This is a genomic window from Streptomyces sp. CBMA29 (assembly GCF_014596445.1).
In the GTDB taxonomy this organism is placed as follows: domain Bacteria; phylum Actinomycetota; class Actinomycetes; order Streptomycetales; family Streptomycetaceae; genus Actinacidiphila.
This window is the reverse complement of sequence record NZ_MECL01000170.1, coordinates 20,888-47,857: the sequence shown is the minus strand read 5'-3', so window position 1 is coordinate 47,857 and position 26,970 is coordinate 20,888. Positions and strand designations below refer to the sequence as shown.

General features: G+C 71.8%; 27 protein-coding genes. 16 read left to right on the top strand and 11 right to left on the bottom strand.

Going from position 1 to position 26,970, the window contains the following annotated elements:
- The 3 genes from BGM09_RS22370 to BGM09_RS22360 form a co-directional block, all read right to left on the bottom strand.
- A partial coding sequence (locus BGM09_RS22370) for an SAV_2336 N-terminal domain-related protein (protein ID WP_317452832.1) occupies positions 1-1,205 on the bottom strand: 1,205 nt, incomplete at its 3' end.
- 7 nt (positions 1,206-1,212) lie between these two features.
- A complete protein-coding gene (locus tag BGM09_RS22365) occupies positions 1,213-2,226 on the bottom strand; it encodes an AAA family ATPase (protein WP_188283451.1) in 1,014 nt (337 codons plus the stop codon).
- A 24-nt stretch (positions 2,227-2,250) separates the two neighbouring features.
- Positions 2,251-4,419 carry a trypsin-like peptidase domain-containing protein gene (locus BGM09_RS22360; RefSeq protein WP_188283450.1) on the bottom strand — a complete coding sequence of 723 codons (2,169 nt, stop codon included), beginning with the start codon at positions 4,417-4,419 and terminating at the stop codon, positions 2,251-2,253.
- Between the two features lie 210 nt (positions 4,420-4,629).
- Here BGM09_RS22360 and BGM09_RS22355 point away from each other — a divergent pair, with 210 nt between their 5' ends.
- The 3 genes from BGM09_RS22355 (at position 4,630) to BGM09_RS22345 (ending at position 7,839) form a co-directional block, all read left to right on the top strand.
- Entirely contained in the window at positions 4,630-4,803 is a 174-nt protein-coding gene (locus tag BGM09_RS22355; RefSeq protein WP_188283449.1) for a DUF6104 family protein, read from the top strand.
- A 1,199-nt stretch (positions 4,804-6,002) separates the two neighbouring features.
- Positions 6,003-6,851 (top strand): DUF4097 family beta strand repeat-containing protein, encoded by an 849-nt coding sequence (locus BGM09_RS22350; protein WP_188283448.1) that lies wholly within the window; start codon positions 6,003-6,005, stop codon positions 6,849-6,851.
- Between the two features lies 1 nt (position 6,852).
- Positions 6,853-7,839: a PadR family transcriptional regulator gene (locus BGM09_RS22345; RefSeq protein ID WP_188283447.1), complete on the top strand. Its 987-nt coding sequence runs from the start codon at positions 6,853-6,855 to the stop codon at positions 7,837-7,839.
- A gap of 4 nt (positions 7,840-7,843) precedes the next feature.
- On the opposite strand, the gene BGM09_RS22340 is transcribed toward BGM09_RS22345, so the two are convergent.
- Both BGM09_RS22340 and BGM09_RS22335 read right to left on the bottom strand, forming a co-directional pair.
- Positions 7,844-8,806, bottom strand: a complete 963-nt coding sequence (locus tag BGM09_RS22340; protein WP_188283446.1) for a zinc-binding dehydrogenase — start codon at positions 8,804-8,806, stop codon at positions 7,844-7,846.
- Positions 8,807-8,989: 183 nt separating this feature from the next.
- Positions 8,990-10,165 carry an NADP-dependent malic enzyme gene (locus BGM09_RS22335; RefSeq protein WP_411158354.1) on the bottom strand — a complete coding sequence of 392 codons (1,176 nt, stop codon included), beginning with the start codon at positions 10,163-10,165 and terminating at the stop codon, positions 8,990-8,992.
- 482 nt (positions 10,166-10,647) lie between these two features.
- On the opposite strand from BGM09_RS22335, the gene BGM09_RS22330 reads away from it, so the two are divergent.
- The 3 genes from BGM09_RS22330 (at position 10,648) to BGM09_RS22320 (ending at position 13,416) form a co-directional block, all read left to right on the top strand.
- Positions 10,648-11,619, top strand: coding sequence for an ABC transporter substrate-binding protein (locus BGM09_RS22330; protein WP_188283444.1), 972 nt, complete (start codon positions 10,648-10,650; stop codon positions 11,617-11,619).
- Positions 11,620-11,740: 121 nt separating this feature from the next.
- Positions 11,741-12,649 carry an amino acid ABC transporter permease gene (locus tag BGM09_RS22325; RefSeq protein ID WP_188283458.1) on the top strand — a complete coding sequence of 303 codons (909 nt, stop codon included), beginning with the start codon at positions 11,741-11,743 and terminating at the stop codon, positions 12,647-12,649.
- Entirely contained in the window at positions 12,649-13,416 is a 768-nt protein-coding gene (locus BGM09_RS22320) for an amino acid ABC transporter ATP-binding protein (RefSeq protein ID WP_317452831.1), read from the top strand. Before BGM09_RS22325 ends, BGM09_RS22320 begins: the two co-directional genes overlap by 1 nt.
- Before the next feature lie 86 nt (positions 13,417-13,502).
- On the opposite strand, the gene BGM09_RS22315 is transcribed toward BGM09_RS22320, so the two are convergent.
- A complete protein-coding gene (locus tag BGM09_RS22315; RefSeq protein ID WP_411158352.1) occupies positions 13,503-14,261 on the bottom strand; it encodes a class I SAM-dependent methyltransferase in 759 nt (252 codons plus the stop codon).
- 78 nt (positions 14,262-14,339) lie between these two features.
- Between BGM09_RS22315 and BGM09_RS22310 the strand changes: the two genes are divergently transcribed.
- On the top strand, positions 14,340-14,972 hold the full coding sequence (locus BGM09_RS22310; RefSeq protein WP_188283443.1) for a CGNR zinc finger domain-containing protein: 633 nt from the start codon (positions 14,340-14,342) through the stop codon (positions 14,970-14,972).
- Here the strand turns inward: BGM09_RS22310 and sodX are convergent.
- A complete protein-coding gene (sodX, locus tag BGM09_RS22305; RefSeq protein WP_188283442.1) occupies positions 14,876-15,301 on the bottom strand; it encodes a nickel-type superoxide dismutase maturation protease in 426 nt (141 codons plus the stop codon). The two genes, BGM09_RS22310 and sodX, sit on opposite strands and share 97 nt — an antisense overlap.
- Before the next feature lie 140 nt (positions 15,302-15,441).
- On the opposite strand from sodX, the gene sodN reads away from it, so the two are divergent.
- The gene (gene sodN, locus BGM09_RS22300; RefSeq protein ID WP_188283441.1) at positions 15,442-15,837 is read left to right on the top strand and encodes a superoxide dismutase, Ni; all 396 of its coding nucleotides are present in this window, start codon (positions 15,442-15,444) and stop codon (positions 15,835-15,837) included.
- A 252-nt stretch (positions 15,838-16,089) separates the two neighbouring features.
- On the opposite strand, the gene trxA is transcribed toward sodN, so the two are convergent.
- Positions 16,090-16,425: a thioredoxin gene (trxA, locus tag BGM09_RS22295; RefSeq protein ID WP_188283440.1), complete on the bottom strand. Its 336-nt coding sequence runs from the start codon at positions 16,423-16,425 to the stop codon at positions 16,090-16,092.
- Positions 16,422-16,874 (bottom strand): MerR family transcriptional regulator, encoded by a 453-nt coding sequence (locus tag BGM09_RS22290; protein ID WP_188283439.1) that lies wholly within the window; start codon positions 16,872-16,874, stop codon positions 16,422-16,424. Before BGM09_RS22290 ends, trxA begins: the two co-directional genes overlap by 4 nt.
- Positions 16,875-17,112: 238 nt before the next feature.
- Between BGM09_RS22290 and BGM09_RS22285 the strand changes: the two genes are divergently transcribed.
- A complete protein-coding gene (locus BGM09_RS22285; protein WP_188283438.1) occupies positions 17,113-19,137 on the top strand; it encodes an N-acetylmuramoyl-L-alanine amidase in 2,025 nt (674 codons plus the stop codon).
- Between the two features lie 488 nt (positions 19,138-19,625).
- Here the strand turns inward: BGM09_RS22285 and BGM09_RS22280 are convergent, their stop codons facing one another.
- On the bottom strand, positions 19,626-20,543 hold the full coding sequence (locus BGM09_RS22280) for a MurR/RpiR family transcriptional regulator (RefSeq protein ID WP_188283437.1): 918 nt from the start codon (positions 20,541-20,543) through the stop codon (positions 19,626-19,628).
- Positions 20,544-20,670: 127 nt separating this feature from the next.
- Between BGM09_RS22280 and BGM09_RS22275 the strand changes: the two genes are divergently transcribed.
- The 5 genes from BGM09_RS22275 (at position 20,671) to BGM09_RS22255 (ending at position 24,771) form a co-directional block, all read left to right on the top strand.
- Positions 20,671-21,651 (top strand): pyridoxal-phosphate dependent enzyme, encoded by a 981-nt coding sequence (locus tag BGM09_RS22275; RefSeq protein WP_188283436.1) that lies wholly within the window; start codon positions 20,671-20,673, stop codon positions 21,649-21,651.
- Positions 21,648-22,385 (top strand): AAA family ATPase, encoded by a 738-nt coding sequence (locus BGM09_RS22270; RefSeq protein WP_188283435.1) that lies wholly within the window; start codon positions 21,648-21,650, stop codon positions 22,383-22,385. Before BGM09_RS22275 ends, BGM09_RS22270 begins: the two co-directional genes overlap by 4 nt.
- Before the next feature lie 9 nt (positions 22,386-22,394).
- Entirely contained in the window at positions 22,395-22,922 is a 528-nt protein-coding gene (locus BGM09_RS22265; protein ID WP_188283434.1) for a GNAT family N-acetyltransferase, read from the top strand.
- 196 nt (positions 22,923-23,118) lie between these two features.
- Positions 23,119-23,532: an anti-sigma regulatory factor gene (locus tag BGM09_RS22260; protein WP_188283433.1), complete on the top strand. Its 414-nt coding sequence runs from the start codon at positions 23,119-23,121 to the stop codon at positions 23,530-23,532.
- Between the two features lie 213 nt (positions 23,533-23,745).
- Positions 23,746-24,771, top strand: a complete 1,026-nt coding sequence (locus BGM09_RS22255) for an RNA polymerase sigma factor SigF (protein WP_223187419.1) — start codon at positions 23,746-23,748, stop codon at positions 24,769-24,771.
- A 65-nt stretch (positions 24,772-24,836) separates the two neighbouring features.
- Here the strand turns inward: BGM09_RS22255 and BGM09_RS22250 are convergent, their stop codons facing one another.
- Complete coding sequence (locus BGM09_RS22250; protein ID WP_317452830.1) at positions 24,837-25,370, bottom strand: hypothetical protein; 534 nt, start codon at positions 25,368-25,370, stop codon at positions 24,837-24,839.
- 48 nt (positions 25,371-25,418) lie between these two features.
- Here BGM09_RS22250 and BGM09_RS22245 point away from each other — a divergent pair, with 48 nt between their 5' ends.
- Positions 25,419-26,387 carry a diacylglycerol/lipid kinase family protein gene (locus BGM09_RS22245; RefSeq protein ID WP_188283432.1) on the top strand — a complete coding sequence of 323 codons (969 nt, stop codon included), beginning with the start codon at positions 25,419-25,421 and terminating at the stop codon, positions 26,385-26,387.
- 319 nt (positions 26,388-26,706) lie between these two features.
- Positions 26,707-26,964 carry a WhiB family transcriptional regulator gene (locus BGM09_RS22240; protein WP_031520293.1) on the top strand — a complete coding sequence of 86 codons (258 nt, stop codon included), beginning with the start codon at positions 26,707-26,709 and terminating at the stop codon, positions 26,962-26,964.
- The last annotated feature ends 6 nt before the right edge of the window (positions 26,965-26,970 follow it).

Genomic DNA, 26,970 nt, shown 5'->3' with positions numbered 1-26,970 from the left:
ACCCAGCCGACGGCGGCGGGCACCCGGGCCGCGCCCGTGCCCGCCAGCAGCCGCGCCCACGCGCCCAACGCCTCGGCGGTGGGCGGCAGTACGGGCACCGGCAGCGCGTCGCCCGCGGGCACGACGGGGACGTAATGGGAGGAACCGCCCGTGCCCGAGGAGAAGCGCGGCGGCGCGGCGGGCAGCAGCCCTTCACCGCGGTGCAGCACGCCGTACGAGACGGGCAGCCGGGTGCGCGCCCACAACCGGGCCGGGAGCGGCTGGAGTACGGCGACCGGGCCGTGTCTGGCCAGCCGGTGCAGCAGCCGGTGCGCCTGCCCCGACCGCCACAGCGGTCCGGCGCAATCACTGACCAGCAGGGTCACCCGGCGGCCCGTGGGGTCGCTCAACTGCTCGGCGGAGCGCATCCCGACCGCCTCGGGGTCGAAGCGCCCGCTGACCGCGGGGTCGCCGTCCGGGGTGGCGTGCAGATAGCGGACCTGCACCTCGTGGAAGGCGCCGAGCCGTTCGAAGACCTGGCTCAGCTCGCGGAGCATCCGCTCCCACACGTACATCGAGGACGAGGCGTCCATCAGCAGCTGCATCGAGGCGTCGCCGCGCAGCACCGGCCGGAAGACCGGCAGCAGCAGTCCGGCGGCGCGCGCGCTGTTCTCGGCGGTGGCGGACTCGTCGAGCACTTCGCGCAACGGCCGCGCGGGACTGCGGTAGCGCTGCAACGGCCGCAGCGCCGACTGGAGTTCGAGCAGCCGGGGCAGGGTGGCCGCTTCGGGCACGGCGACCGACAGCGCGGCGGCGGCCGGTCCGGTACGCGCCCGGCCGGGGGCGCTGACGCCCGGGTAGAGCTGGACGAGGCGGTCGTCGTCCGGGTCGGTGAGGCTGCGCGGCAGTACGGTGCCGCCGGGCGGGGTGGGGTCGGTGACGCCGGACAGTCCCGGGTGGTGCGCGCCGCTGCCGGTACCGGCGCCGCCGGGGTCGCGGGCCTCCCCCGCGGCGCTCGCGGGGGAGGTCGGGCGGGACCAGCGGGCCAGCCACAGCGCGTCGGCCAACTCGGTGGGTCCCGGCTCGAGTCCGGCCTCGGTCAGAGCGCCGACGACGGACGCGAGCGGGTCGGGCCGTTCGTCGTCGCTGTCGGTCTCGGTGCCGGTGCCGGTGGGGCGAGGAGTCCTTGGGTCGGGGGCCTGCGAGTCGGGTCTCCGGGTGGCCACGGCCGGTTCACCTGGGCCGGTCGAGCCGTTGGATGAGCATGTCCGCCAACCGGCTGCGGGTGGGGGGCGCGGCGTGATGGGTGAGGAAGATCGCATTCAACAGCTGGTCGGTGGCGAGGAGTTCACTGCGCGATCGTTCCAGGAAGCGGGTCACCAGGTCGTCGCCGACGGTCGCCGCCTCGTCGCCGAGGTGGGCGCGCACCACGGTGGACAGCCGCTTGTGGTCGGGGCGGCCCAGCTCCAGGTGAATGCAGCGGCGCAGCAGCGGCGGCGGGAAGTCGCGCTCGCCGTTGCTGGTGAGGATGACGAACGGGAAGGCCCGGCAGCGGATTCGGCCCTCGCGGAGCGAGACCTTGGCGCCGTCGTCGGTCAACACCTCGACCTGCGGCTCGCGTTCGGCCAGCCGCTCCAGCTCGGGGATGCCGAACTCGCCCTCCTCCATCACGTTCAGCAGGTCGTTGGGCAGGTCGATGTCGCTCTTGTCCAGCTCGTCGATGAGCAGCACCCGGGGCTTGGCGGTCGGCAGCAGGGCGGTGCCCAGCGGGCCGAGCCGGATGTAGCTGCCGATGCCGCCGGGCGGGGCGGTGCCGGAATTCGCCGCGATCTGGGTGTCCTGGAGGCGGGCGATGGCGTCGTAGCGGTAGAGCCCGTCCTGGAGTGCGCTGCGGCTGACGATCGGCCAGTGCAGCACACGGCCGAGGCCGAGTTCGTACGCGACCGCGTGCGCGAGGGTGCTCTTGCCGGTGCCGGGGCTGCCGGTGACCAGCAGCGGACGGCGCAGGTACAGCGCCGCGTTGACCATCTCCAGCTCCTCCGGGCTCGGCCGGTGCATCTCGGCCATGTGCCGGTACGCGCCGAGCCTGCGGGCGGAGGAACTGTCGGGTCCAGGGCCCTGCTGGACCAGCGGGCCGCCGTCGAAGTCCCGCCAGGGCGGGGGTTCTGGCAGTCCGTCGATGCCGGTGTGCGGTTCTCCCGTGCCCCGGTAGATGAGCCACTCGCCGGCGGGGCTGGCGTCGGTCATCTCACTCACCTCGATACCTCGTCCTCATGGAGTCTCCAACAGCTCGTCGGTCCCCGGTAGGGGGCGAGTCGGATCGTCGTAGAGCAGGGTGATTCCCGCCGACCAGAACGCCTCGGGCACTCCCGCGTCCACCGCCGCGCGCAGGACGGCGAGGGCGCGGGGCAGCCGTGCGGCGGTACGCGCGGCGCGCACCGTACGGGTCACGCCGCGGTGGAAGTCGCCGCAGGCCGTCTCGGGGGCGACCGGCTCCCTGCGCCACATCGCGACCGGGTAGCCGGAGGTCACCAGGCGGTGCAGCTCCTCCGGGGCGGTCGCGGCGCTGCGGCAGAGCACCGGCAGCGTGTCGCGGGGGCGGTCGCGCAGTTCGTCGTCGGCCGGGAGCGGGCCCGGCGTGCCGTCGTCGCAGTCGAACAGATCGGCGTGCGGCCGCTGTTGGTGCAGGGTGTGCCACCGGCCGTGCCTGGCCTCGGTCACCGCCGGGTCGTCGTCGGGCGGCGCGTCGGTGCGGCGCACCACGACCGGGCGTACGGCGCCGAGCGCGCGCCCGCCGGGGCCGAGCGGCCAGGTGTCGACGGCGAAGCCCACCAGGGCCCCGGGGACGGCCAGTTGCAGCGGCGCCGGGTAGCCGGGCTGGTCGCAGCGGCGGAACACCTCGTCCAGCGGCTCGCGCAGCCGGACCGGCAGGTCGTCGAGCGCGGTGCCGCGGAAGTCCTCCTCGACACACTCCACTTCGCCGTTCTCCGGGACGACGCAGACCCGCCAGTCGAGGCGGCCCGGCTCCCAGCCGCGCGGGATGATCTCCAGCAGGGCCTCGGGGCGGATACGGCGGTCCGGCCGGCCGCCGGGGCCCGCGCCGGCCGCACCGGCGGTCGTACCGCTGTCCGGTCCCTGAACGTCGCCGAAGTCCGTGCCCGGGGCGTCGAAGTCGGCGCCGAGGCCGACGTCCGGGTCCGCGCCGAGTCCGGCGCCGAGGCCGCCGGTCAGGCCGGTGACCAGCGTGCCGCGGGCGCGCAGCCGGGCCTTGCGCTCGGTGACCAGGGTGTTGCGGAACAGCCGGGTCAGCCCGATCGCGTCGGCGGCGGTGTCCTGCGCCCAGTGCCACAGGACGCGTTCCGCCGCCTCGTCCGCCGCGCGGGTCCTGTCGGCGGTCGCGGCCTGCACCGCGTACCGCAGCACCGCCTCCAACTCGCTGGTGCCGCGCCGCAGGTCGTACAGCAGGCCCAGGCCGTCCCGCCAGGCGCGCGGCGCGGTCGGCAGGCCCTGCGCGGGGCTGCCGCGGACCGCTCCGACGATGTCCTGGAGGCTCTTCGCACTGGCTGGCGGCGGGAGTTGGGCGAGCATCCCGAGCAGTGCGGTGCGCTGCCCCGGGGTCAGGGCGCGGCCCGCGGCGGCGCCGATCTCGCCGTGCGCGTCGGTCCAGGTGACCTCCTGGCCGCCGACGAAGGCGTAGCGGTCGGCGTGGTAGAGGTCGTGCGCCGTCATCACGCGGTGGTACAGGTCGGCCGCGGTGCCGGTGGCGGGCAGCCTGCGCAACTCCTGTACGCCGATGGCGAGTCCGCCGTCCTGGCCGGTGCGGCGCGCCTTCAGCACCCCGATCACCTCGCCGCGCACGAGGTCCACGACCGGGCCGCCCGAGACGCCGTTGGGCATCTCGTCCTCGTTGCCGAGCTTGAGCAGGCCGCCGCTGCCGAGCTGGCCGCTGATGGAGCAGCGGCCGTTGTACGCGACGACCTCGCCGTCCATCGGGATGTGGCCGAAGTACGCGACCTGGTTGGTGGTGTAGCCCTTCGCGGTGCGCTCGGTGAGCCAGACGCAGGGGTGGTCGACGCTGTCCAGCAGCCGGATCAGCGCGAGGTCGGGGGACGGCCAGCGGCCGGTGCCGGTGTGACCCGCCGGTTCCGCCCACTCCACGACGCCGCTGAGCATGCGGTCGCCGTATCCCACGGAGACCTTGCGGCCGGCCGGGGCGGCCTGGCCGGGGCCGTCGCCGGGGCCGCCGGGGCCGCTCTGGGTCAGCGCGACGTGCGCGCAGGTGAGCACCCAGTTCGGCGCCACGAAGAAGCCGCTGCCCCGCAGCGGGTAGCCGGGTTCCCGGCCGTGAACGCGTACGGTCGCCTCACTGACCAGCGGGGTCAGGATCTCGGCGGGGTCGGCGGGCTCGTCGAGCCCTCCGGGACCGCCGAACGCCGTCATCGCGCGCCCCGCCCTAATCGCGGTGCCGCGGCGGCAGCCGTCTGCGCCCCCATCCCACCCCCAGTGACTGATCGTCTCCGAAGGCTAGCCCGCGGCCAGGACCGGCGCGAGGGCCTTCGGACATACTCCCTATCCTTGCGGTGTACGTCCCGTCTCGTCCCTCCCGTTCTTCCCCGTCCACCACCGTCCCACCCCGTTCCGGAGCAGATCTTGTACTTCACCGACCGCGGCATCGAGGAGCTCGCCACCCGGCGCGGCGAAGAGGAAGTCACTTTCGACTGGCTGGCTGAGCGCTTGCGCGAATTCGTCGACCTCAACCCCGAATTCGAGATTCCGACCGAGCGGTTGGCGACGTGGCTGGCGCGGCTCGACGACGAGGACTAGCCTCCGGCTCGGTCCTGTGTCTTTGTCTTTGTCTTTGCCCGCCCGCCCACCCGTGCGGGTGTGTTCTCCGTCTGCGGGTGCCGCTTGTGCCTGGTCGGTCCCGGCCCGGGGTACCTCCTCGAAATCCGTAACACCTGGCCCCGCGTATCCGGTGACCTTCTTGTCAACGTATTTCTGCGGGGGCACCCCGGCCCGTCCCCTCCTGGTACGTCGGCGTCCGCCTGTCCGGTGGGGGCTGAGGGGGGGCAGGGGTGGGTGGGCTCGGGTACGGCGGCGTCCGGCTGTCCGGTGCGGGTGGGCGGGCGGGGGTGGGTGGGTTCGGGTACGGCGGCGTCCAACGGTCTGGTGGGGTGGGCGGGAGCGGGTGGGCGGGCTCGGGTACGGCGGCGTCCAACGGTCCGGTGGGGGTGAGCGGGAGCGGGTGGGCGGGCTCGGGTACGGCGGCGTCCGCCTGTCGGTGGGGGTGGGCGGGAGGAGGGTGGGAGCCCGAGCCTCTCCGCCACCCAACCGCCCAGCCGGGGGTGTCAAAGACCGTGAGGTCGCCCCGGGCGTCCTCCGCTCAGGGTGCTGGGTGACGCCCTCGGACGGTCCGCAGACGGACGGGCGCCAGAAGACAGCCGGCCTCCGCCAATCCCCACGGTGGACGAACAGCTGCGCGGCGCCGTCACCGGTCCTTGAGACCACCCTCAGCCACAGCGAACCGACACACGCCGCCGTGCCCCAGCCCGCCTACCCCCTCCCCGGCGGGCTGACGGCAACGCAGGACCCGCCACCCCCTCCCCGGCCAACCCCCACCGGCAGGCGGACCCCGACGTACCCGAGCCCACCCACCCCCCTCCCACCCACCCCGGTTGGACGGCCGGGTGGCGCAGGGCCCGGTCCCCACCCACCCCCCTCCCGGCCACCCCCACCGGACAGGCGGACGCCGACGGACCCGGAGGGGACGGGGCGGGGTGCCCCCGCAGAAATACGTTGACAAGAACGTCACCGGATTCGGAATGGCCAGGTGTTACGGATTTCGAGGAGGTACCCCGGGCCGGGACCGACCAGGCACAAGCGGCACCCGCAGACGAACAACACACCCGCACGGGTGGGCGGGCGGGCAAAGACAAGGCACTTGACTTGTGAGCCACGCGATATATCGTGAGTGCAGGAGACGCGATATGTTGCGTCACAGGGCGTACCCGAGGAGGGGCACGATGAGCCGCACGTCGTCGGACCGAACCGTGGCGGAGCCAGAAAAGTTCGTGTTCGAAGAGCCCGTCGACACCCTCTGCGTCCGCATCGTCAACGGCGCCGTGAACGTCGTCGGCACCGAGGACGGCCCCGCCCGCGTGGAGGTCACCGAGATCGACGGCCCACCGCTGAAGGTGTACCACCGCGGCGGCACCCTCACCGTGACCTACGACGACCTGCCATGGAAAGGCTTCCTGAAGTGGCTCGACCCCAAGGGCTGGCAGCGTCACGCGGTCGTGACCCTCGCCGTCCCGCAGCGCACGAAGGTCGAAGTGGGAGTCGTCGGCGCCGGCGCCGTGATCTCCGGGATCGCCGGAGAGACCAGCGTCCAGGGGGTCAACGGGGACACGACACTCGTCGGCCTCAGCGGCCCGGTGCGGGCCAACACGGTCGCGGGCAGCGTCGAGGCCCAGTCCGTCTCCGGCAGCCTGCGGATCAACACCGTCTCCGGTGACCTCACCGTGGTCGAGGGCAGCGGCGCCGAGGTCAAAGCGGACTCCGTGAGCGGCAACATGGTGCTCGACCTCGATCCGTCCGCGGGGGCGGACGTCCGGCTCACCAGCGTCTCCGGCGAGATCGCCATCCGTATCCCGGAACCGGGCGACGCGGAGGTCGACGCCAACACCACCAGCGGCCATGTCTCCTGCGCCTTCGACGAATTGCGCGTCACCGGGCAGTGGGGGGCCAAGCGCATCACCGGCCGGATCGGCTCCGGCGGGGCGCGCCTGCGAGCCACCACCGTCTCCGGCGCCATCGCCCTGCTGCGCAGGCCGCCGCTGGAGGACGCGCCCTCGTTCCGGAAGGACATCTGACATGGCGCCCGTCTTCGCCCACGGCCGACTCCGGCTCTACCTGCTCAAGCTGCTGGACGAGTCGCCCCGGCACGGCTACGAGGTGATCCGGCTGCTGGAGGAGCGGTTCCAGGGGCTGTACGCGCCCTCGGCGGGCACCGTCTACCCGCGGCTGGCGAAGCTGGAGAAGGAGGGCCTGGTCACGCACTCCACCGAGGGCGGCCGCAAGGTCTACGCCCTCACCGACGCGGGCCGCGGCGAGCTGGCCGACCGCGCCGACGAGATCGCGGGCCTGGAGGCGGAGATCCGCGAGTCCGTCTCCACGCTGGCCGCGGAGATCCGCGAGGACGTCCGGGGCGCCGCCGGTGACCTGCGCCGCGAGGTGCGCGCCGCCGCGCAGGAGGCGCGTACGCCCCCGTCGCCCAAGCAGGAGTGGCGCGAGCAGGCCGCGCGCGCCAAGGAGGAGAGCCGCCGGGCCAAGGAGGAGGCGCGCGACGCCCGCCGCCAGGCCAAGGCCGCGCGCGAGGAGGTCGAGCGGATCGCCCGCCAGGTCCAGGAGCAGGTGCAGTCGCACGTACGCTCCGGCGACTGGCAGGCGGGGCTGCGCGACGGTCTCGCCGAACTCACCAAGGAGCTGGGCCGGTTCGGCAAGGGCATGGACGTACCGACCACGCCCTGGGGCGCGCCCGCCGGTACGCCCCCGGTCTGGGCCGACGCCACGGCCGAGCCCGCCGGGGAGACGAAGGAGGAGACGAAGGAGGGGACGGGTGAGGAGACGGGAGAGGAGGCGGAAAAGGACACGGCGGCGGAGCCCGCGGACGACGGCACCCCGCCGTCCACCGACCCCTTCCGCGACCTCGAACGCCTGCTGGACCGCTTCCGCGACGACATCCGCGACACGGCCCGCGACCTGGGCGTCAAGGACACCCAACTGCGCGAGGTGCGGCGCCACTTGTCCGCCGCGGCGGCGCACATCGCGGCGGCCCTGCACCGCCCGCCGCCCGAGTAGACGGTTATACGGTCAGCACGACCTTCCCGAACAGCTCCCCGGCGGCGAGCCGTTCGAAGCCCTCGCGGGCGCGGTCCAGCGGCAGTACGGAGTCGATCACCGGCCGTACGCCGCTGGCCGCGCAGAAGGCCAGCAGGTCCTGCAACTCCTCCTTGGAGCCCATGGTCGAACCGACCACCTTCAGCTCCAGGAAGAAGATCCGGTTCAGCTCGGCGGCAGGCGGATTCTGCCCGCTGGTGGCGCCGGAGATGACGAGCGTGCCGCCGGGCCGCAGCGACTTCACCGAGTGCGACCAGGTCGCCGCCCCGACGGTCTCGATGACGGCGTCCACCCGCTCCGGCAGCCGCGCGCCCGACTCGTACACCGCGTGCGCGCCCAGTTCGAGCGCGCGCTCCCGCTTGGCGGCGTCCCGGCTGGTGGCGTGCACCCGCAGCCCGGCGGCGCGGGCCAGCACGATCGCGGCGGTGGCGACACCGCCGCCCGCGCCCTGCACGAGGACCGCGTCACCCGGCCGTACCCCGGCGTTGGTGAAGAGCATGCGGTAGGCGGTCAGCCACGCGGTCGGGAGGCAGGCCGCCTCCTCGAAGGAGAGTTCCTTCGGCTTGGGCAGCACATTCCAGGCCGGTACGGAGACCCGTTCGGCGAAGGTGCCCTGGTAGTGCTCGGTGAGGATGGAGCGGCGCTCGGTGGGGCCGACCCCGTGACCGGTCTGGCCGATCACGGAGTGCAGCACCACCTCGTTGCCGTCCTCGTCGATCCCGGCGGCGTCGCAGCCGAGGATCATCGGCAGGCTCTCCCGGCCGAGGCCCACCCCGCGCAGCGACCACAGGTCGTGGTGGTTGAGCGAAGCGGCCCTGACCGTGACGGTGGTCCAGCCGGGGCGCTCCGACGGCTCCGGCCGCTCCCCCAACTCCAACCCGCTCAACGGCTTGTCGGCGTCAATACGTGCGGCGTATGCGGCATACATGCCGTTGACCCTACGGTCGGTCCCGCCGCCCGAGGAACCGCCCCGCCATGTGACCCTCCACCCACCCCGCCGGGGAAAGCCCTCCCCGTGACCCGCCGAAGGAACGGTACGGCCGCGGGCGCGACCGGCGCCGGGGGCGGCCCACGGACGCGCCCCCGTACCCCTCAAGCCCGCCGCGGGCGGTCAGCGGCGCGCCACCCCTTCCGCCCGCGCGGCGGCGGCGACGGCGGCCGTCACCGCGGGGGCGACCCGCGGGTCGAAGGGCGACGGGATGACGCACTGCGGCGACAGCTCGTCGGCGACGACGGCGGCCAGCGCCTCGGCGGCGGCGATCTTCATCCCCTCGGTGATGGCCGAGGCCCGCACCTGGAGGGCGCCCGCGAAGATCCCGGGGAAGGCGAGCACATTGTTGATCTGGTTCGGGAAGTCGCTGCGCCCGGTCGCCACGACCGCCGCGTACTTGTGCGCGACGTCCGGGTGGATCTCGGGCGTCGGGTTCGCCATGGCGAAGACGAAGGCGCCGCTGGCCATCGTGGCGACAGCGGACTCCGGGACCGTACCGCCGGAGACCCCGATGAAAACGTCGGCGCCGTCCAGCGCGGCCTCCAACGGCCCGGTGATACCGGCCTTGTTCGTATACGAGGCCAGCTCGCGCTTGACCGGGTTCAGGTCGTCGCGTCCGGCGTGCACGATGCCCTTGCGGTCGGTGACGGCGACGTCGCCGATGCCCGCCTCGACGAGGATCCTGGCGATGGCGACCCCGGCCGCGCCCGCGCCGGAGATGACCGCGCGCAGGTCGCCGAGAGTACGGCCGGTGAGCGCGCAGGAGTTGCGCAGCGCGGCGAGGGTGACGACGGCGGTGCCGTGCTGGTCGTCGTGGAAGACCGGGATGTCCAGCCGCTCCTGGAGCTTGCGCTCGATCTCGAAGCAGCGGGGGGCGGAGATGTCCTCCAGGTTGACGCCGCCGAAGGACGGGGCGAGCCGGACCACGGTCTCCACGATCTCGTCCACGTCGGTGCAGGCCAGCGCGATCGGCACGGCGTCGACGCCGCCGAACTGCTTGAAGAGGATGGCCTTGCCCTCCATGACCGGCAGGGACGCCTCGGGGCCGATGTCACCGAGGCCCAGCACCGCGGTGCCGTCGGTGACGACCGCGACGACCTGGGACTTCCAGGTGTAGTCGTGCACCAGCTCCGGCTTGTTCGCGATGGCGGTGCAGACCTCGGCGACACCGGGTGTGTACGCGAGCGACAAGTCGTCGGCGTCGCGGACCGGCACGGTCGAGGTGATCTCCATCTTGCCGCCGCGGTGCAGGGCGAAGACCGGATCGATGGGGAACGCGTCGTCCGTACCGCTCACGCCGTCCGCACGGTCGGCACCGTCCGCGGTGTCCGTACTGTCCGCATCGGTCCGGGGATTGACGATCTCCGCTGCCACTTTTTGACCCCTTTGTCTGAATGATGAATGAGGGTACTCCGCCCGAAGGGGGTGGAGGTGGGCTCGGCGTCCGCGTCACCAGGTACGAGTGAGCGAGGTGACCGCGACGCCAGGCGCGCCGCACGCACGCCATGGGCCCCGGATGAGGGGTGAGGACCCGTTCTACCGGAAGTCGGTTCCGGGGACGAGTGGGAATTGATCGGCATGGCCTCCGCGTGGTCCGGCCTTGGTGTGCCGGCCTGGTGGAGGCCCGGGGATCGCCCGTTATCCGATTTTGACACAACAGGAACCCTGCCCGGGGGTGTCCGGATGGCAAGATGCACAGATCACACACGGTGGCGGTACTCGATGGCGTGTGCCATGTCCACTGCACGACCCCCTCACTTCCGCAGGAGGACACAGCGATGACCGCATGTACGACCCGGCGTCCGGCCGCTCTCACTCGTCTCACCGCGGTCGCCGCCATAGCGGTCGCCGGCACCCTGGTACTGACCGGATGCGGCGACCAGACCAAGAAGGACAAGCCCGCGAACACCGTCTCCCCTAGTGGGACGGGGTCCTCGGCGACCTCCGCGGTCGCCCCGCTCTTCTCGAAGCTGCCCCAGAAGTACCAGGACTCCAAGACGATCCAGGTCGGCACGGACGCCTCGTACGCGCCGATGGAGCAGACCGAGAACGGCAAGATCGTCGGCATCGACCCGGACATCGCGGACGCGCTGGCCAAGCAGCTCGGCGTCACCTTCAAGTTCACCAACGGCAAGTTCGACGGTCTGATCACCTCCATCTACACCGGCCGCTCGGACATCGTGATGTCCGCTATGAGCGACACGAAGGCCCGCCAGGGCGGTCTCGACGACAAGGGCAAGAAGATCGGCAAGGGCGTCGACTTCGTCGACTACTACACCTCCGGTTCCTCCCTGCTGGTGAAGAAGGGCAACCCGAAGGGCATCAAGGCCCTGGCCGACGTGTGCGGGCAGACCGTGGCCGTCCAGCGCGGCACGATCTACGACGACGCGTTCGAGGCCCAGAAGAAGGAGTGCGGCTCCAAGGGCCTGAAGATCCAGAAGTTCGACACCGACTCCGAGGCGCAGACCCGGGTGAAGGCGGGCGGCGCGGTCGCCGACCTCAACGACACCCCGGTGGCCGCGTACATCGCGCAGAAGTCCGGCAACGGCAACGACTTCGAGGTCGCGGGCTCCCCCGCCGACGCCGGTCCGTTCGGCATCGCGGTCAGCAAGGACAACACGCAACTCCGGGACGCGCTGAAGGCGGCCATGGACGCGATCATCGCGGACGGCACCTACGCGCAGGTGCTCCAGAAGTGGAACGCGAGCAGCGGCGCCATCGCGTCGGCCGCGATCAACGGCGGTTCCTGACGTGGCATCGGGCACACCGGCCCCCTTCGAGAAATCGGGGGACACCCCGCCGCAGGACACCACGCTCCCGGACGGGGCGCCGCAGGACGGGGCGCCGCAGGACTCCGCACCGCGGGACCCGCTGCGGAAGGACCCGCGACCGGTCACGCCGTACGAGGCCATCCGCGCGGTCCCGGTACGGCACTACGGGCGCTGGGTCAGCGCCGTCGTGGTGGTCGTGCTGCTGGGGTGGCTGGTCTACGCGTTCTCGCAGGGTGATGTCATCTGGGGCACGGTCGGGGACAAGGTCCTCGACCAGCAGGTGCTCAAGGGTCTGTGGCACACCGTCCTGATCAGCGTGTGCTCGATGGCGCTCGGCCTGGTGCTGGGCGTGCTCTTCGCGGTCATGCGGCTGTCGAAAAACCCGGTGACGGGGGCGGTGTCCTGGCTGTACATCTGGTTCTTCCGGGGCACCCCGGTGTACGTGCAGCTCCTGATGTGGTTCAACCTGTCGCTGATCTTCCCGGTGATCAACCTCGGGCCGATCTACAAGAACGACACCGTCGCCGTCATGACCCCCTTCGTGGCCGCCCTGCTGGGCCTCGGCCTCAACGAGGGCGCGTACATGGCGGAGATCGTGCGGGCCGGCATCCAGTCGGTGGACGAGGGCCAGACCGAGGCGGCGCACGCGCTCGGCATGACCGGCGGCAGGACCATGCGGCGGATCGTGCTGCCGCAGGCGATGCGCGTGATCATCCCGCCGACCGGCAACGAGTTCATCAACATGCTGAAGACCTCCTCGCTGGTGTCGGTGGTGCAGTACACGGAAGTGCTGCGCGCCACCTCCGACATCGGGTCCGACTCCGGCGCCGTGATGGAGATGCTGTTCGTGGCGTCCGTCTGGTACCTGGTGCTGACCAGCGTGTTCAGCGTCGGCCAGTTCTATCTGGAACGGCGTTACGCGCGCGGCTCGCTGCGGAGTCTGCCGCTCACGCCGTGGCAGAAGGTCATGTCCAACCTGTCCACCCTGCGCCGACCGAAGGTGGCCTGATGAGCGTCCAGCCGATGGTGAAGTCGGAGGCCGTCCACAAGTCGTTCGGCGCCGCGCACATCCTCAAGGGCATCGACCTGGAGGTCGCGCCCCGCGAGGTGTTCTGTCTGATCGGTCCCTCCGGTTCCGGCAAGTCCACCTTCCTGCGGTGTATCAACCACCTGGAGCAGATCAACGCCGGGCGGCTGTGGGTGGACGGCGAACTGGTCGGCTACCGGCAGCAGGGCGACCGGCTGCACGAGTTGCGGGACCGTGAGGTCGCGGCCAAGCGCCGGGACATCGGGATGGTCTTCCAGCGGTTCAATCTCTTTCCGCACATGACGGCGATCGAGAACGTCATGGAGGGCCCGGTCCAGGTCAAGCGGGAGTCCAAGGCGGTGGCGCGCGAGCGCGCCGTACGGCTGCTCGACCGGGTCGGCCTCGGTGACAAGGCGGCGAACTACCCGTCGCAGCTCTCCGGCGGGCAGCAGCAACGGGTGGCCATCGCACGGGCGTTGGCCATGGAGCCGAAGCTGATGCTGTTCGACGAGCCGACGTCGGCGCTCGACCCGGAGCTGGTCGGCGACGTCCTCGACGTGATGCGGGGGCTGGCCGAGGACGGCATGACGATGATCGTGGTCACGCACGAGATGGGGTTCGCCCGCGAGGTGGGCGACGCTCTGGTCTTCATGGACGACGGTGTCGTCGTCGAGTCGGGCCATCCCCGGGAGGTGCTGGGCAATCCGCAGCACGAGCGCACGAGGGCCTTCCTATCAAAGGTACTGTGACGCGACGCGGGATCACAAGGGGGTACGGGCCTCGGGCCCGTACCCCCTCCGTCGTACGCCCCGCGTCAACTCCCTTACACGGTGGGCTACTTGAGGCCGAGCACGAGGCCGTCGCTGGGCGAACTCCACACGCCCCGGGCCTCGGAGAAGCCCGCCTCGCGCAGCGTGCGCGCGTGCCAATCGAGCGGCGGGGTGTCGCCGTCGGCGTGCTCGCCGTAGATCGCGAACCGCTCGGCGGTCGGGGCGGCCAGCAGGGGGTCGGCGGCAGCGAGCTGCCACCACTGGCTCCAGTCCAGGGCGCCCTCGGCCTTGGCCCGGTCCATCCGGGCGTGCCGCTGCGCGCGGTCGGCCGCGTTGATCGCGGGGGTCGCCGGGTCCGGCATGTGGTCGGCGTTGAGGAAGACCCCGCCCGCGCGCACGAGTCCGGCGACCTGCCCGTACAGCGTCTGGAGCGCGTCGGTGTGCAGCCAGTGCAGCGCGGTCGCGGTGAGCACGGCGTCGTACGAGTCGTGCGGCAGCTTCTCGGTCCAGCGCGGGTCCTTGAGGTCGGCGGTCACGAGGGTGACCCTGGCGTCCCCGGCGAAGGAACCGGCCGCGATGGCGAGCAGCGCGGGGTCCAGGTCGACGCCGGTGCTGCCGGCCGCCGGGAACCTCCGGAGCAGCCGGTCCGTGATACTTCCGGTACCGCACGCGAGGTCCAGCACCCTGGGCGCGGCGCCGACCAGTGCCTCGACCATGTCCAGCATCACCCGGAAGCGTTCCTCGCGGTCGGGCATGTACCACTCCTGCTGGCGGTCCCAGCTCCGCTGCCAGTCCTGCCAGACACTCTCCGTCGCCACAGCCACACCAGCCTCCGTTTCGTAATACCCTGATAGCCCGTTCAGCCATTACCGAGCCTAGACCGCACCCAGTAAGGACCACAAGTGGAACTGGCTTATTACTCGGAATACGCCGTGCGCCTCGTGAACACCGAGGAGCCCAAGCGCGGCACGGACGCGCTGACCTCGGTCGAGGCCGTACGGGAGTTGATCGGCGCAGGTTCGCAGGCCGCCGCGCGGGCGGTCGACGCCGATGTGGCCCGGCTGCGGGCGGTACGCGTCCGGCTGCGCGGGATCTTCGAGGCCGCCGACGAGGGCGACGAGGTCCGGGCGGTGGACCTGCTCAACGCGCTGATGCTGGAGTTCCCGGTCAGCCCGCAGATCTCCGGGCACGACTACCCGGACGACGCCACGGGACGCCCCGACTGGCACATGCACCTCGCCGACCACGCGGCGAACGCCGGCGCGTCCTACTCGGCCACCGCCTGCATGGGCCTGGCCGTCCAGCTCACCACGCTCGGCGTCGACCGGCTCGGCATCTGCGAGGCCGCGCCGTGCCGCAACGCCTACGTGGACACCTCGACCAACCGCTCCCGGCGCTACTGCTCCGACCGGTGCGCCACCCGCGCCAACGTCGCGGCCTACCGGGCCCGCAAGCGCCTGGAGAACGACCGGTCGGGCCGCAGCAGCCGCACGCAGGACGCCGCCCAGGAGGCCGCCCCCGCCACCGACCGCTGAACCTCGCCCGGCGGCCGGAACCGGCCCCGCGCACGCGCCATGACCAGCTCGTCGGGCACCGCGCCGAACTCCCGGCTGTCGTTCTCGACGAACGTGTTGTCGCCCAGCACCCACCAGCCGCCCTCGCGCCGCTCCACGGCACGCTTGACGATCAGCAAGTCCTGCTGCAACGGGTGCCGCAGCACCACCACGTCGCCCTCACGCACCTGCTCGGCGCCGCTGGCGATCCGCTGGATCAGCAGCCAGTCCCCGTGCAGCAGCGTGGGTGCCATCGACGGACCAGTGACCTCGGCCAACTGCCACGACAGCCTGGCCCCCTGCTCCCGCATCCTGCGCCTCCTGGTTCGTTCCTCCACCGACTCCAGAGTGGCACCAGACTTTTGTCCTAAGCCACCTGGGGCACCCGAGAAAACGACTCTCCCAGGGAGTAATCTCCCACGTGGAAAGACGATCACGAGGAAGGACAGCCATGTTCACTCGCCTGTTCGCGCCCAAGGTCAAGGTCAGCGCCCACTGCGACCTGCCCTGCGGCGTATACGACCCTGCCCAGGCCCGCATCGAGGCCGAGTCCGTCAAGGCGGTCCAGGACAAGTACCAGGCCAACGAGGACGCGGACTTCCGCACCCGTGCCGTTCTGATCAAGGAGCAGCGCGCGGAGCTGGCCAAGCACCACGTCTCGGTGCTCTGGAGCGACTACTTCAAGCCCCCGCACTTCGAGAAGTACCCGGAGCTGCACCAGCTCGTCAACGACACCCTCAAGGCGCTCAGCGCGGCGAAGGCGTCGAACGACCCGGCGACCGGGCAGAAGGCCCTGGACTACATCGCCCAGATCGACAAGATCTTCTGGGAGACCAAGCAGGCCTGACCCCCGGTTCACCCCGGAGCGTCAACCGCCCGCGCCCGGCCGTCACCCATACGGCCGAGCGCGGGCGTTTTTCTAGTCCTCGTCATCACCCGAGAATGTGGCGTGCGCCACAGTGATGGGCTGTCACATCTCCCCGTCCCGCGCACTCTTATGTAGCGCCGGAGGAAACCGGCACGATCACAGAACGTCCCCGTCCGTCAGGTCCCCCGTACCGGCGGACGGGGGCTTTTTGTGTTGACGGGCCGCCCGACGTCACAGGACGTCGGCCAGCTCCTGGAGCAGCCGCCTCTTGGGGCGCGCGCCGACCAGCACCTTGACCGGCTCGCCCGCGCGGAACAGCAGCAGCGTGGGCATCGACATCACGCCGTACGCGGCCTGGGTCGCGGGGTTGGTGTCCACGTCGAGCTGGACGATCCGCAGCCGGTCCGACTCCTCGGCGGCGATCTCGGCCAGCACCGGGGCGATCATCCGGCACGGCGGGCACCAGTCGGCGGTGAAGTCGACCAGGACGGGAAGTTCGGAGCCGAGCACCTCGGCGGCGAAGGTCGCGTCGGTGACGGCGGGGACGGATGTGGCGGTACTGGTCATGGTGAATCCCTTTCGCTGACGGACAGTTCGCACATCGGCTCGGCGGCGCTCCCCGCGGTGCCCGGCCCCGCCGCCGACTCCGCCGCCAGATCCGCCGCCAGCTCCGCGCGGGCGAGCTGGGCGGCGACCTGGGCCCGTACCTCCTGGAGCCGGTCGACGCACGCGTCCAGCTCGGCGAGCTTGCGCCGGTAGACCTCCAGCGAGGCGGCGCAGGTGTCCCCCGCCGGGTGCCCGGCGCGCAGGCAGTCCACGAACGGCCGGGTCTCCTCCAGACCGAAGCCGAAGTCCTGGAGCACCCGGATCTGCTCCAGCAGCCGCAGATGGTCCTCGTCGTACGACCGGTACCCGTTGCCCGACCGGTCGGCCGGCGGCAGCAGGCCCAGGGACTCGTAGTAGCGGAGGGTCCGGGTGGTGGTGCCCGCCCGTTCCGCGAGTTCGCCGATGCGCATACGGACGACGTTAGACCTTGACGTACGCGTCAAGGCCAGGAGGATTTCCGGCCGCGCTGGCAAAAAGTTCCAAGATTTACGTCCAAGTGGTTGCTTACTGCCAGCCAGGCTCGACAGGCTGCGCGGAGCAGTTTCTTGACGTACCCCCGACAGTTTTGCCCCGCACGCGCCCGCCCGCCCCCGAACATGCCCGACAACAGCCCCACCACGCAGACCCACGCACACGCGAGGAGCACGGATGCACCGCCCCCTCAGACAACCGCGCAGCCGCAGAACCCTCACCATGGCCGCCGCACTCTCCCTGCTGGCCGGCCTCTCGGTGACCGCCGTCACCACGACCGCCGCCACCGCGGACGACCCGCAGACCGCCCGGCAGGCGGAATTCACCGCGGCGGCCCACGAGTTCGGCGTACCGCTGCCCGTACTGGAAGCCGTGTCGTTCTACGAGACCCGGTGGGAGGCACACGCAGGGCAGTCCAACGCCGAGGCCGGATACGGCCCGATGAACCTGACGAACCTCACCGCCAAGGAACTCGACGCGGACGGCCTGACCACCCAGTCGCCGCGCTACGCCGACCTGTTGAAGGCCCCGGCCGAGCACACCGCCGCCGTCGCGGCGGGGCTCCTCGGCGCCGACACCGCCGCCGTGCAGAGCGACGAGACGCTGAACATCCGCGGCGGCGCCGCGCTGCTCGCCTCGTACGCCAAGGGCTACGGCCACGGCAGGCTGCCGCGTGACATCGACGGCTGGTACGCCGCCGCGGCCCGCTACAGCCAGTCGACCGAGAACAAGGTCGCGCAGGTCTTCGCCGACGGTGTGTGGGACACCATGCGCGGCGGCGCGACCCGCACCACGCAGGACGGCCAGCACATCACCCTCGCGCCGACCGGGCGCCTGCGCCCGAACCGCGACGACGTGCGCAAGCTGGGCCTGAAAGAGGTCACTCCGCCCAAGAGCGGTCAGAAGCCGGAGTGCCCCAAGTCGCTGAACTGCGACTTCATACCCGGCGCGTACACCCTGCTCGACCCGTCGGACCTGGCGGACTACGGCAGCCATGACCTCGCCGACCGTCCGGGCGGCGACCTCGACGTCCGCTACATCACGCTGCACAGCACCGACGAGACGTACGACGGCACGCTCGACCTCTTCCGCGACCCGACCTACGCGGCGGGCGCGCACTACGTCGTCCGCTCGCAGGACGGCCACGTCACGCAGATGATCCCCACCAAGGACATCGCGTGGGACAGCGCGAACCGCTCCTTCTACCAGCACTCGATCGGCATCGAGCAGGAGGGCTGGGCGACGCACGGCGCGAGCTGGTACAGCGAGAACCTGTACCGCTCCACCGCCCAGCTCGTGCGCTACCTCGCGGCGAAGTACGACATCCCGCTGGACCGCGCGCACATCCTCGGCCACGACAACATCCCCGGCGGCACCGAGAGCGGCGTCGCCACCCAGCACTGGGACCCCGGACCCGGCTGGGACTGGGAGCACTTCTTCGACCTGCTCGGCGCGCCGATCCACGCGACCGCCAAGCCGGGCAGCGCCGTCGTCGCCATCAAGCCGGGCTACGCGCGCAACAAGCAGACCACCACGTACTGCGACGACGTGCAGGGCTACAAGCAGTTCCCCGGCCCGTACCGCGCCTTCGACTGCCCGGTGACGTCCACCGACGTCCCGTCGAGCTTCGTACCGCTCCACACCGCGCCCAGCACGAGCGCGCCGCTGGTCGCCGACCCGTATCTGCACCCGGACGGCAGCGCGGGCACCACCGCGATGAACGACTGGGGCGACAAGGCACCGGCCGGTGAGCAGTACGTCGTCGCCGAGCGCAGGCCCGGCTGGACCGCGATCTGGTGGGGCGGCGCCGAAGCCTGGCTCCAGGACTCCGCGCGGCACCCGGCCACCGTCCCGGTGAAGGCGTCCCGCATCGTCCCCAAGGCCGGGAAGACCTCCATCCCCGTCTACACCACGGCCTACCCCGAAGCCTCCGTCTATCCGCCGGACTTCGTGGCCTTCGAGGGCGGCGTCGCCCCTCGCGCCCAGCTCGCCCGCGCCAAATACACCATCCCGGCCGGCCAGTCCTACGTCTCCGCCGGCCCCGCCGAGTACACCGACTCCTACTTCGCCATCTACTACGACGGCTCCGCCCCCTACGACCGGCACGATTTCGTCGGCACGACCAAGGTGTACGAGATCGTCTACAACCACCGCGTAGCGTTCGTGAACGCGGCCGACGTGGACGTCATCCCGGCCCGCTAGCCTCCGGCCCGGCGCGCGGGGCCCGCGCGAGCAACCCACCACCGGCCCGGTGGCCCGGCGACAACCGAACTGTCCCTCCGGGACCGGTGGTGACCTGCGGGACGCGTCGTGGCTTGTCGCGCAGTTCCCCGCGCCCCTAGGTAACGCTCCCCCCACCGCCGCACGCGAGGCGAGCCCCGAAGGGGCGCGAGGAACTGCGCGAGCAACCCACCACCGGCCCGGTGGTCCGATGACAACCGAACTGCCCCTCCGGGACCGGTGGTGACCTGCGGGAGCGTCGTGGCTGGTCGCGCAGTTCCCCGCGCCCCTGGGTCACGCTCCCCCACCGCCGCACGCGAGGCGAGCCCCGAAGGGGCGCGAGGAACTGCGCGAGCGACCCACCACCGGGCCGGTGGTCCGATGACAACCGACCTGCCCTTCCGGGACTGGTGGTGACCTGCGGGAACGTCGTGGGCGAGGGCGTGCCCCCATTCGTCCGGGGCGGAGCCCTAACCGGGGCGGTCGCCCTCCAGGGCGGCGTGGGTGACGCGCAGCGCGTGGCTGGATGTGTCGAAGGTGCGCTGGGCGACGCAGACGAAGAAGCAGTCGACGACGACCAGTTGGCTGATGCGGCTGGCCATCGCGCCGGGGCGGAACGTCGTCTCCCGGCCCGCCGAGACGAGAATGAAGTCGGCGAGCCGGGCGGCGGTGGACAGCGGGTGGTTGGTGATCACCACGGTCGTCGCGCCCTCGGCTGCGGCGCGCCGCAGCGGCGCGAGGACGTCGCGGCTCTCGCCGGAGTGCGAGACGGCGAGGAAGACGTCCCCCGCCCCCAGGAGCACGGCGCTGGTGAGCGCCGACTGGGAGTCCCCGTGGGCGTGACAGGGCCGCCCGATCCGCGCGAGTTTCTGCTGGAGGTCCTGGGCGACGAGGCCGGACGCACCGACCCCGGCTATGTGCAGCTGCCCGCCGCCGCAGACGGCCTTGACGGCGCCCGCCAACTGCTCGGGGTCGAGCTGCGTGGCGGTCTCCAGCACCGCCTGCGACTCGGTGTGCACGAGCTTGGCGATCACCTCGGCGGGCGAGTCGTCCTCGGTGATCCCCGAGGTCAGCGTGGAGCGCGGCGCCTGCCGGGCGGCGGACGCCGCCAGCGCCAGCCGCAGCTCGGGGTACCCGGCGAAGCCCAGCGCCCGCGCGGTGCGGACGATCGACGACTCACTGGTGCCCGCCAGCGCGCTCAGCTCGGAGATCGTGCTGCGCGCGACCTGCGCCGGGTCCTCCACGATCAGCGAGGCGATCCTGGCGGCGGCCGGGGTGAGCGAGGGCAGCAGCCCCCGCACCGTGGCGGTGAGCGCGTCACCGGCGTCACTGGCCGCAGTGACGCTGGCTGCTCTGGTGGCCGGTCGTCCCGGGACGTTTTCGTGCACGGGGAAAGAATGCACCGTGAATCCTCCGCGTGGGACCTGCCGGGAGGATTCTCTTGTGCTGTCAGGGGACCATCGCGGCACCCGGCCGCCCCCGGCGAATGTCACACGTCCGGGTGACAATGTCGGCGTGACCCCTCCGCCGCCCGCCGCCCCGGAACCCGCCGGCTCCGGTGCCGCCGACCCGCTGGACGCCCGGCTGCCGTCGCCGCTCGTCGAGGTGGCGGACGAGCGCCTGGCCGCCCGCGGGGTGCGGCTCGCGCTCAAGCGGGACGACCTGATCCACCCCGACCTGCCGGGCAACAAATACCGCAAGCTGCGGCTGAATCTGGCCGCGGCGGCCGAGGCCGGGCACACCACGCTGCTCACCTTCGGCGGCGCCTACTCAAACCACCTGCGAGCGACGGCGGCAGCCGGCCGACTGCTGGGCTTGCGCACCGTCGGCCTCGTGCGCGGCGACGAACTGGCCGACCGGCCGCTCAACCCCTCGCTGGCACGGGCCGCGGCCGACGGGATGCGGCTGGAATTCGTCGACCGGGCCACGTACCGCCGCAAGGCCGAGCCCGAGACGCTGGCCGCGCTCACCGACCGGTTCGGGCCCGCCTACGTGCTGCCCGAGGGCGGCAGCAACGCGCTGGCGGCCGTCGGCGCCGCCGAGCTGGGGCGCGAGCTGGACGGCGAAGCCGACGTGGTGGCCGTCGCCGTCGGCACCGGCGGCACGCTTGCCGGGCTCGCGGCCGGTCTCGCGGCCGGGCTCGGCAGCGGTTCCGGCAGCGGTTCCGGCCGGGCGGAGGCGATCGGCTTCCCCGTCCTGCGCGGCGGCGGCTTCCTGGCCGCCGAGGTGCTGCGGCTCCAGGAGGAGGCGTTCGGCGGGCGACGCGGCCGGTGGCGCCTCGACGACCGCTTCCACCACGGCGGCTACGCCCGTACCACCCCCGAACTCGACGCCTTCGCCGCGGACTTCGCCGCCCGGCACGGGCTGCGTCCCGAGCCGGTGTACGTGGCGAAGATGCTGCACGGCGTCCACACCCTGGCCGAGGAGGGCGCCTTCCCGCCGGGCACCCGGGTGGCCGCGGTGATCACGGGCACCGACCCCGGGGAGACCGGATGATCATCGAGAGGGCGTACGCGCACATCCCCGCCGCCGCAGAGGGCGACGAGGAGTTCCGCAGGGACCGCTGGCCGTGGTCGGTCCCGGCCGTCGCCGGACTGCTGCGCGACGGGCTGCGCTTCACCGCGCCCGTCACCTTCCTGGTCGGCGAGAACGGCTCGGGCAAGTCCACGCTGGTCGAGGCCATCGCCGAGGGCTTCGGCCTGGACCCGCACGGCGGCCGGGCGGGCTACCGCTACGTCTCGGACCGCCCCCGCTCCCCGCTCGGCGAGCGCATCCGCTTCGACACGACGGCCGCGGGCGGCCGGATGCTCGGCGGCCCCCGTACCGGCCGCCGCGGCTTCTTCCTGCGCGCCGAGACCGCGATGGACGCGCTCGGCCGCGAATTCCTGCCGGTGGAGTCCATGAGCCACGGCGAGGGCTTCCTGCTCGCCTTCCGGGAGCGTTTCAGCCACCCCGTGGGCCTGTACGTGCTGGACGAGCCGGAGTCCGCGCTGTCGTTCACGGCCTGTCTGCATCTGGTGGGCCTCATGCACGAGTTGGGCCGCTCCGGCGCGCAGGTCATCTGCGCCACCCACTCCCCGCTGCTCACCGCGACCCCCGACGCGGCCATCCTGGAGGTGGGCGAGCGTGGTGTGCACGAGACGGCCTGGGAGGACCTGGCGATCGTCGACCACTGGCGCCGCTATCTGGCCGACCCCCGCGCTTACCTGCGTCACATCATCGAGCCGTAACCTGGTGGCATGATCCGCACCGCGACCCCGGACGACGTCCCCGTGATCCACGCGCTGATCCGCGAACTCGCCGCGTACGAGCGGGCGCTGGAGGAGGCGCGGGCCACGGAGGAGCAGGTGCACGCGGCCCTGTTCGGCCCCGACGCGGTGGCGCACGCGCTGATCGCCGAGGAGCCCGCGGCGGACCGTACGGGCGAGGACTCAAGCCAGGGCGCGGGCTCGGGCACCGTGGTCGGTTTCGCGCTGTGGTTCCGGAACTTCTCCACCTGGACCGGCACCCCCGGGCTCTATCTGGAGGATCTGTACGTCCGCCCGCAGGCGCGCGGCGGCGGGCACGGCAAGGCGCTGCTGGCCGCGCTCGCGGCGGTCTGCGTGGAGCGCGGCTACGAGCGCTTCGAGTGGGCGGTGCTCGACTGGAACGAGAAGGCGCTGGGCGTCTACCGCTCCATCGGCGCCCGCCCGCAGGACGAGTGGACCGTACAGCGGCTTTCCGGCCCGGCGCTGGCCGAACTGGCCGCGCTGGCGCACGCTCGGTGAACCGGGCGAATTCTTATGCGAATTGAGTCGGCAGATCACTACCCACGGTCCGTGCCCGTGCGCTTACCATGGGTGACAGAGATACGGATACCGTACCGTTCTCCTACCGTGCGCCGTCCGGGCGACAGCGGGGTACGGATCGCGATAGCGTCGCTGCGAACCAGAGCAATCACTGTGTGCCACCGTGGAGGTGAGGGTGTCCCAGATCGCAGGCGAGCCCGGGTCGAAGGACTTCGTCGAGGTCCGGCTGCCCGCGGCGGGAGCCTATCTGTCAGTGCTGCGCACGGCCACGGCCGGACTCGCGGCACGGCTGGACTTCACCCTCGACGAGATCGAGGATCTGCGGATCGCCGTGGACGAGGCGTGCGCGATCCTGTTGCAGCAGGCCGTCCCCGGGTCCGTGCTGAGCTGTGTCTTCCGGCTCGTCGGGGACTCGTTGTGGGTGACCGTCTCCGCGCCCACCACCGACGGCAGGGCGCCGGAGCGGGACACCTTCGCGTGGACGGTGCTGTCGGCACTGGCCGGCGAGGTGGACTCCACCGTCGCCGAGGACAAGACCGTCAGCATCAGCCTCCACAAGAAGCGCGGCGCCGGTCCAGGGCTGTCGTGACTCTCGCGTGCGGGAAGACGGGGAATCGCCATGAGTGCTGAGCTATCCCGGGGTGAAGACCCCGGCACGCCCGCGGGCCACGACGACGCGCACGACGCACGTCAGTCGCCCGCGGTGCACGGCCGCGCCTCCGTACCGGCCCAACCGGATCCCGCGGGGCCGGCCGGGCGGCACACGGCCAGGCAGCACCCCGAACCCGGCGGGGAGACCCGCATGGACAACCGTATGGACGGAATGGACGCGGCGCAGCAGGCGGAGCAGGCGGACCCCATGGAGCAGCAGGACCAGCGCGAGCAGCCGGAGCGGCCCGGACAGCCCGAGCCGCCCGAGCGACGGGACGCGCCGCCGGAGCAGCAGACGGAGCAGCAGACGGAGTCGGCCGAGCCGTCCGCGCGCCAGGAGGCGGATCCCCGGTCCGGTCGACAAGCAGACGGGGAAGCCAGCCGGGACGCCGACCGCGAGGAGCAGCGGGAGGCGCACGACCCGCACGACCGGGCGGGCGCCCGCGCCCTCTTCGTCGAGCTGAGCAAGCTCCCCGAGGGCTCCGACGAGCGCGCGGAGCTGCGCAATCAGCTCGTACGGATGCATCTGCCGCTGGTCGAGCACCTGGCCCGGCGGTTCCGCAACCGCGGTGAGCCGCTGGACGACCTGACGCAGGTGGCCACGATCGGGCTGATCAAGTCCGTCGACCGGTTCGACGTGGACCGCGGCGTGGAGTTCTCGACGTACGCCACCCCCACCGTGGTCGGCGAGATCAAACGTCATTTCAGGGACAAGGGCTGGGCGGTACGGGTGCCGCGCCGCCTCCAGGAGCTGCGGCTGGCGCTGACCACCGCGACCGGTGAGCTGTCCCAGCGGCACGGGCGCGCGCCGACGGTGCACGAGCTGGCCGAGCACCTGAAGATCTCCGAGGAGGAGGTGCTGGAGGGCCTGGAGTCCGCCAACGCCTACAGCACGCTCTCCCTGGACGTCCCGGACACCGACGACGAGTCGCCGGCCGTCGCCGACACCCTCGGCTCCGAGGACGAGGCGCTGGAGGGCGTGGAGTACCGCGAATCCCTCAAGCCGCTGCTGGAACAGCTCCCGCCGCGTGAGAAGACGATTCTGCTGCTGCGGTTCTTCGGCAACATGACGCAGTCGCAGATCGCCCAGGAGGTCGGCATCTCGCAGATGCACGTCTCGCGCCTGCTGGCCCGCACCCTGGCCCAGCTCCGGGACAAGCTGCTGATCGAGGAGTAGCCCTCGCCGGGCGGGCGGCCAACAGCTGGGCCCGCCCGGGGCCGGCCACGCCCGGCCGCGCCCAGTCAGGACGACGTCCGGCTCATTCCCAGGGCGTCCGTGGTGGCCGGGTGGGCCAGGAGGACAAGACAGGTCAGGGCGAGGGCGCCCAGGACCGCGCCGCCCGCGACGAAACCGCCGCCGTCGCTGTGCAGCAGCGTCCAGGCGACCGGCAGCGACAGGAGCTGGATGATCAGCGCGGGCCCGCGGCTCCACCGGCGGGCCTTGCGCAGCCCGTACGCGGCGGCGAGCGGGAAGCCCGCGAGGACGAGGACGAGCAGCCCGGCGAGCACGGCCCTGCCCGAGCCGCCGAAGAACATCGTGACGCCCCAGGCGACGACGGCCAGGCCCTCCACGGCGGCGACGGCGGCAGCGGCGGTCAGCCGCAGCGGCGGCGGTCCGGCGTCCGCGTCCGCGGCGGCCTTCGCGGCGGCGGCGGCCTCCCGCTCGCGCTCGGTGGGCTGTTCGCGCATCGGCGGCACGAACTTCCGCATCTTCTCCGCCACCCGCTGGGGCGGCTTCCGAGGCGTGTTCCGGGTCTTCTTCGAGGGCTGGCTCACACCGGCCAGCGTAGCCCGCCGTACCAGACGGTAGGTACGCTGTCGACCATGCGCGCTCTCCTCGTGGTCAACCCTGCCGCCACCACCACCAGCGCGCGGGTGCGTGATGTGATCAGTACCGCACTGTCGAGCGACCTCAAGCTGGACGTCGCGACGACGGAGTACCGGGGGCACGCGCGGGACCTCGCGCGGCGGGCCGCGGAGGGCGGCGAGGTGGGCCTGGTGGTCGCCCTCGGCGGCGACGGCACGGTCAACGAGGTGGTGAACGGGCTGCTGCACCACGGCCCCGACCCGGAGGCGCTGCCGCAGCTCGCGGTGGTGCCCGGCGGGTCCACCAATGTCTTCGCGCGGGCGCTCGGACTGCCCAACGACGCGGTGGAGGCGACCGGCGCGCTGCTGGACGCGATGCGCGAGGGGTCCTCGCGGACGGTGGGGCTCGGTCTGGTGAGCGGGACGCCGGGCACCGAGGACGAAGGGGTGCCGCCGCGCTGGTTCACCTTCTGCGCGGGTCTGGGGTTCGACGCCGGGGTGGTCGGACGGGTCGAACAGCAGCGGGAGTTGGGCAAGCGCTCCACGCACGCGCTGTATTTGCGCCAGGTCGCACGTCAATTTCTGGCCGATCCGCACCGCAGGCACGGCACGATCTCCTTGCAACGCCCGGACGGCGAACCGGTGTCGGGGCTCGCGATGGCGATAATCTGCAACACCTCGCCGTGGACCTATCTCGGGAACAGACCGGTGTACGCCTCCCCCGGCGCGTCCTTCGACACCGCCCTCGATCTGCTGGGCGTGACAAAGATGTCCATGGCCTCTGCCACGCGTTACTCGGCGCAATTGCTCCGTTCCACTCCGGAGCGGGGACCGCACGGAAAGAACGCGCTGGCGCTCCACGACCTGACCGACTTCACCTTGCAATCGCAGGCGGCACTGCCCTTCCAGGTGGACGGTGACCACCTGGGGCTGCGAACGAGCGCGACCTTCACAGGCGTACGCCGTGCACTGCGTGTGATTGTGTAAGTCGAAGAGCCTAAAGTCCTTTTACTCGAACGTTTAGACTGCCCTGCACCCCATGGAAGTACGGCTGTGACCGAGGCGACACCGAGGAATCCAAAAAAACTTCTCTGAAGGGGTTGTATCTCCAGCCGAGGTTTGCGAGTCTCTAGGTGGCGCTCGGGACGGTCTGACAACGACCCCCTTGAGAGCCCGAATCTTCTACCTCACTCAGCGGGACCAGCACCAGTGAAGACTGGGCAGCGTCCCGTTGCCTGCGTAGGGATTCGTGAAAGCGTTCACATTCACAAGCAACGTGCTTGTCACACAAGGAGTTGGAGCAGCCATGGACTGGCGTCACCGCGCCGTTTGCCGCGAGGAAGATCCCGAGCTCTTCTTCCCCATCGGCAACACCGGTCCTGCGCTGCTGCAGATCGAGGAAGCCAAGGCCGTCTGCCGCCGCTGCCCCGTCATGGAGCAGTGCCTGCAGTGGGCGCTGGAGAGTGGCCAGGACGCCGGTGTCTGGGGTGGCCTCAGCGAGGACGAGCGCCGCGCGATGAAGCGCCGCGCCGCTCGCAACCGGGCCCGCAACGCCAGCGCCTGACGCGCA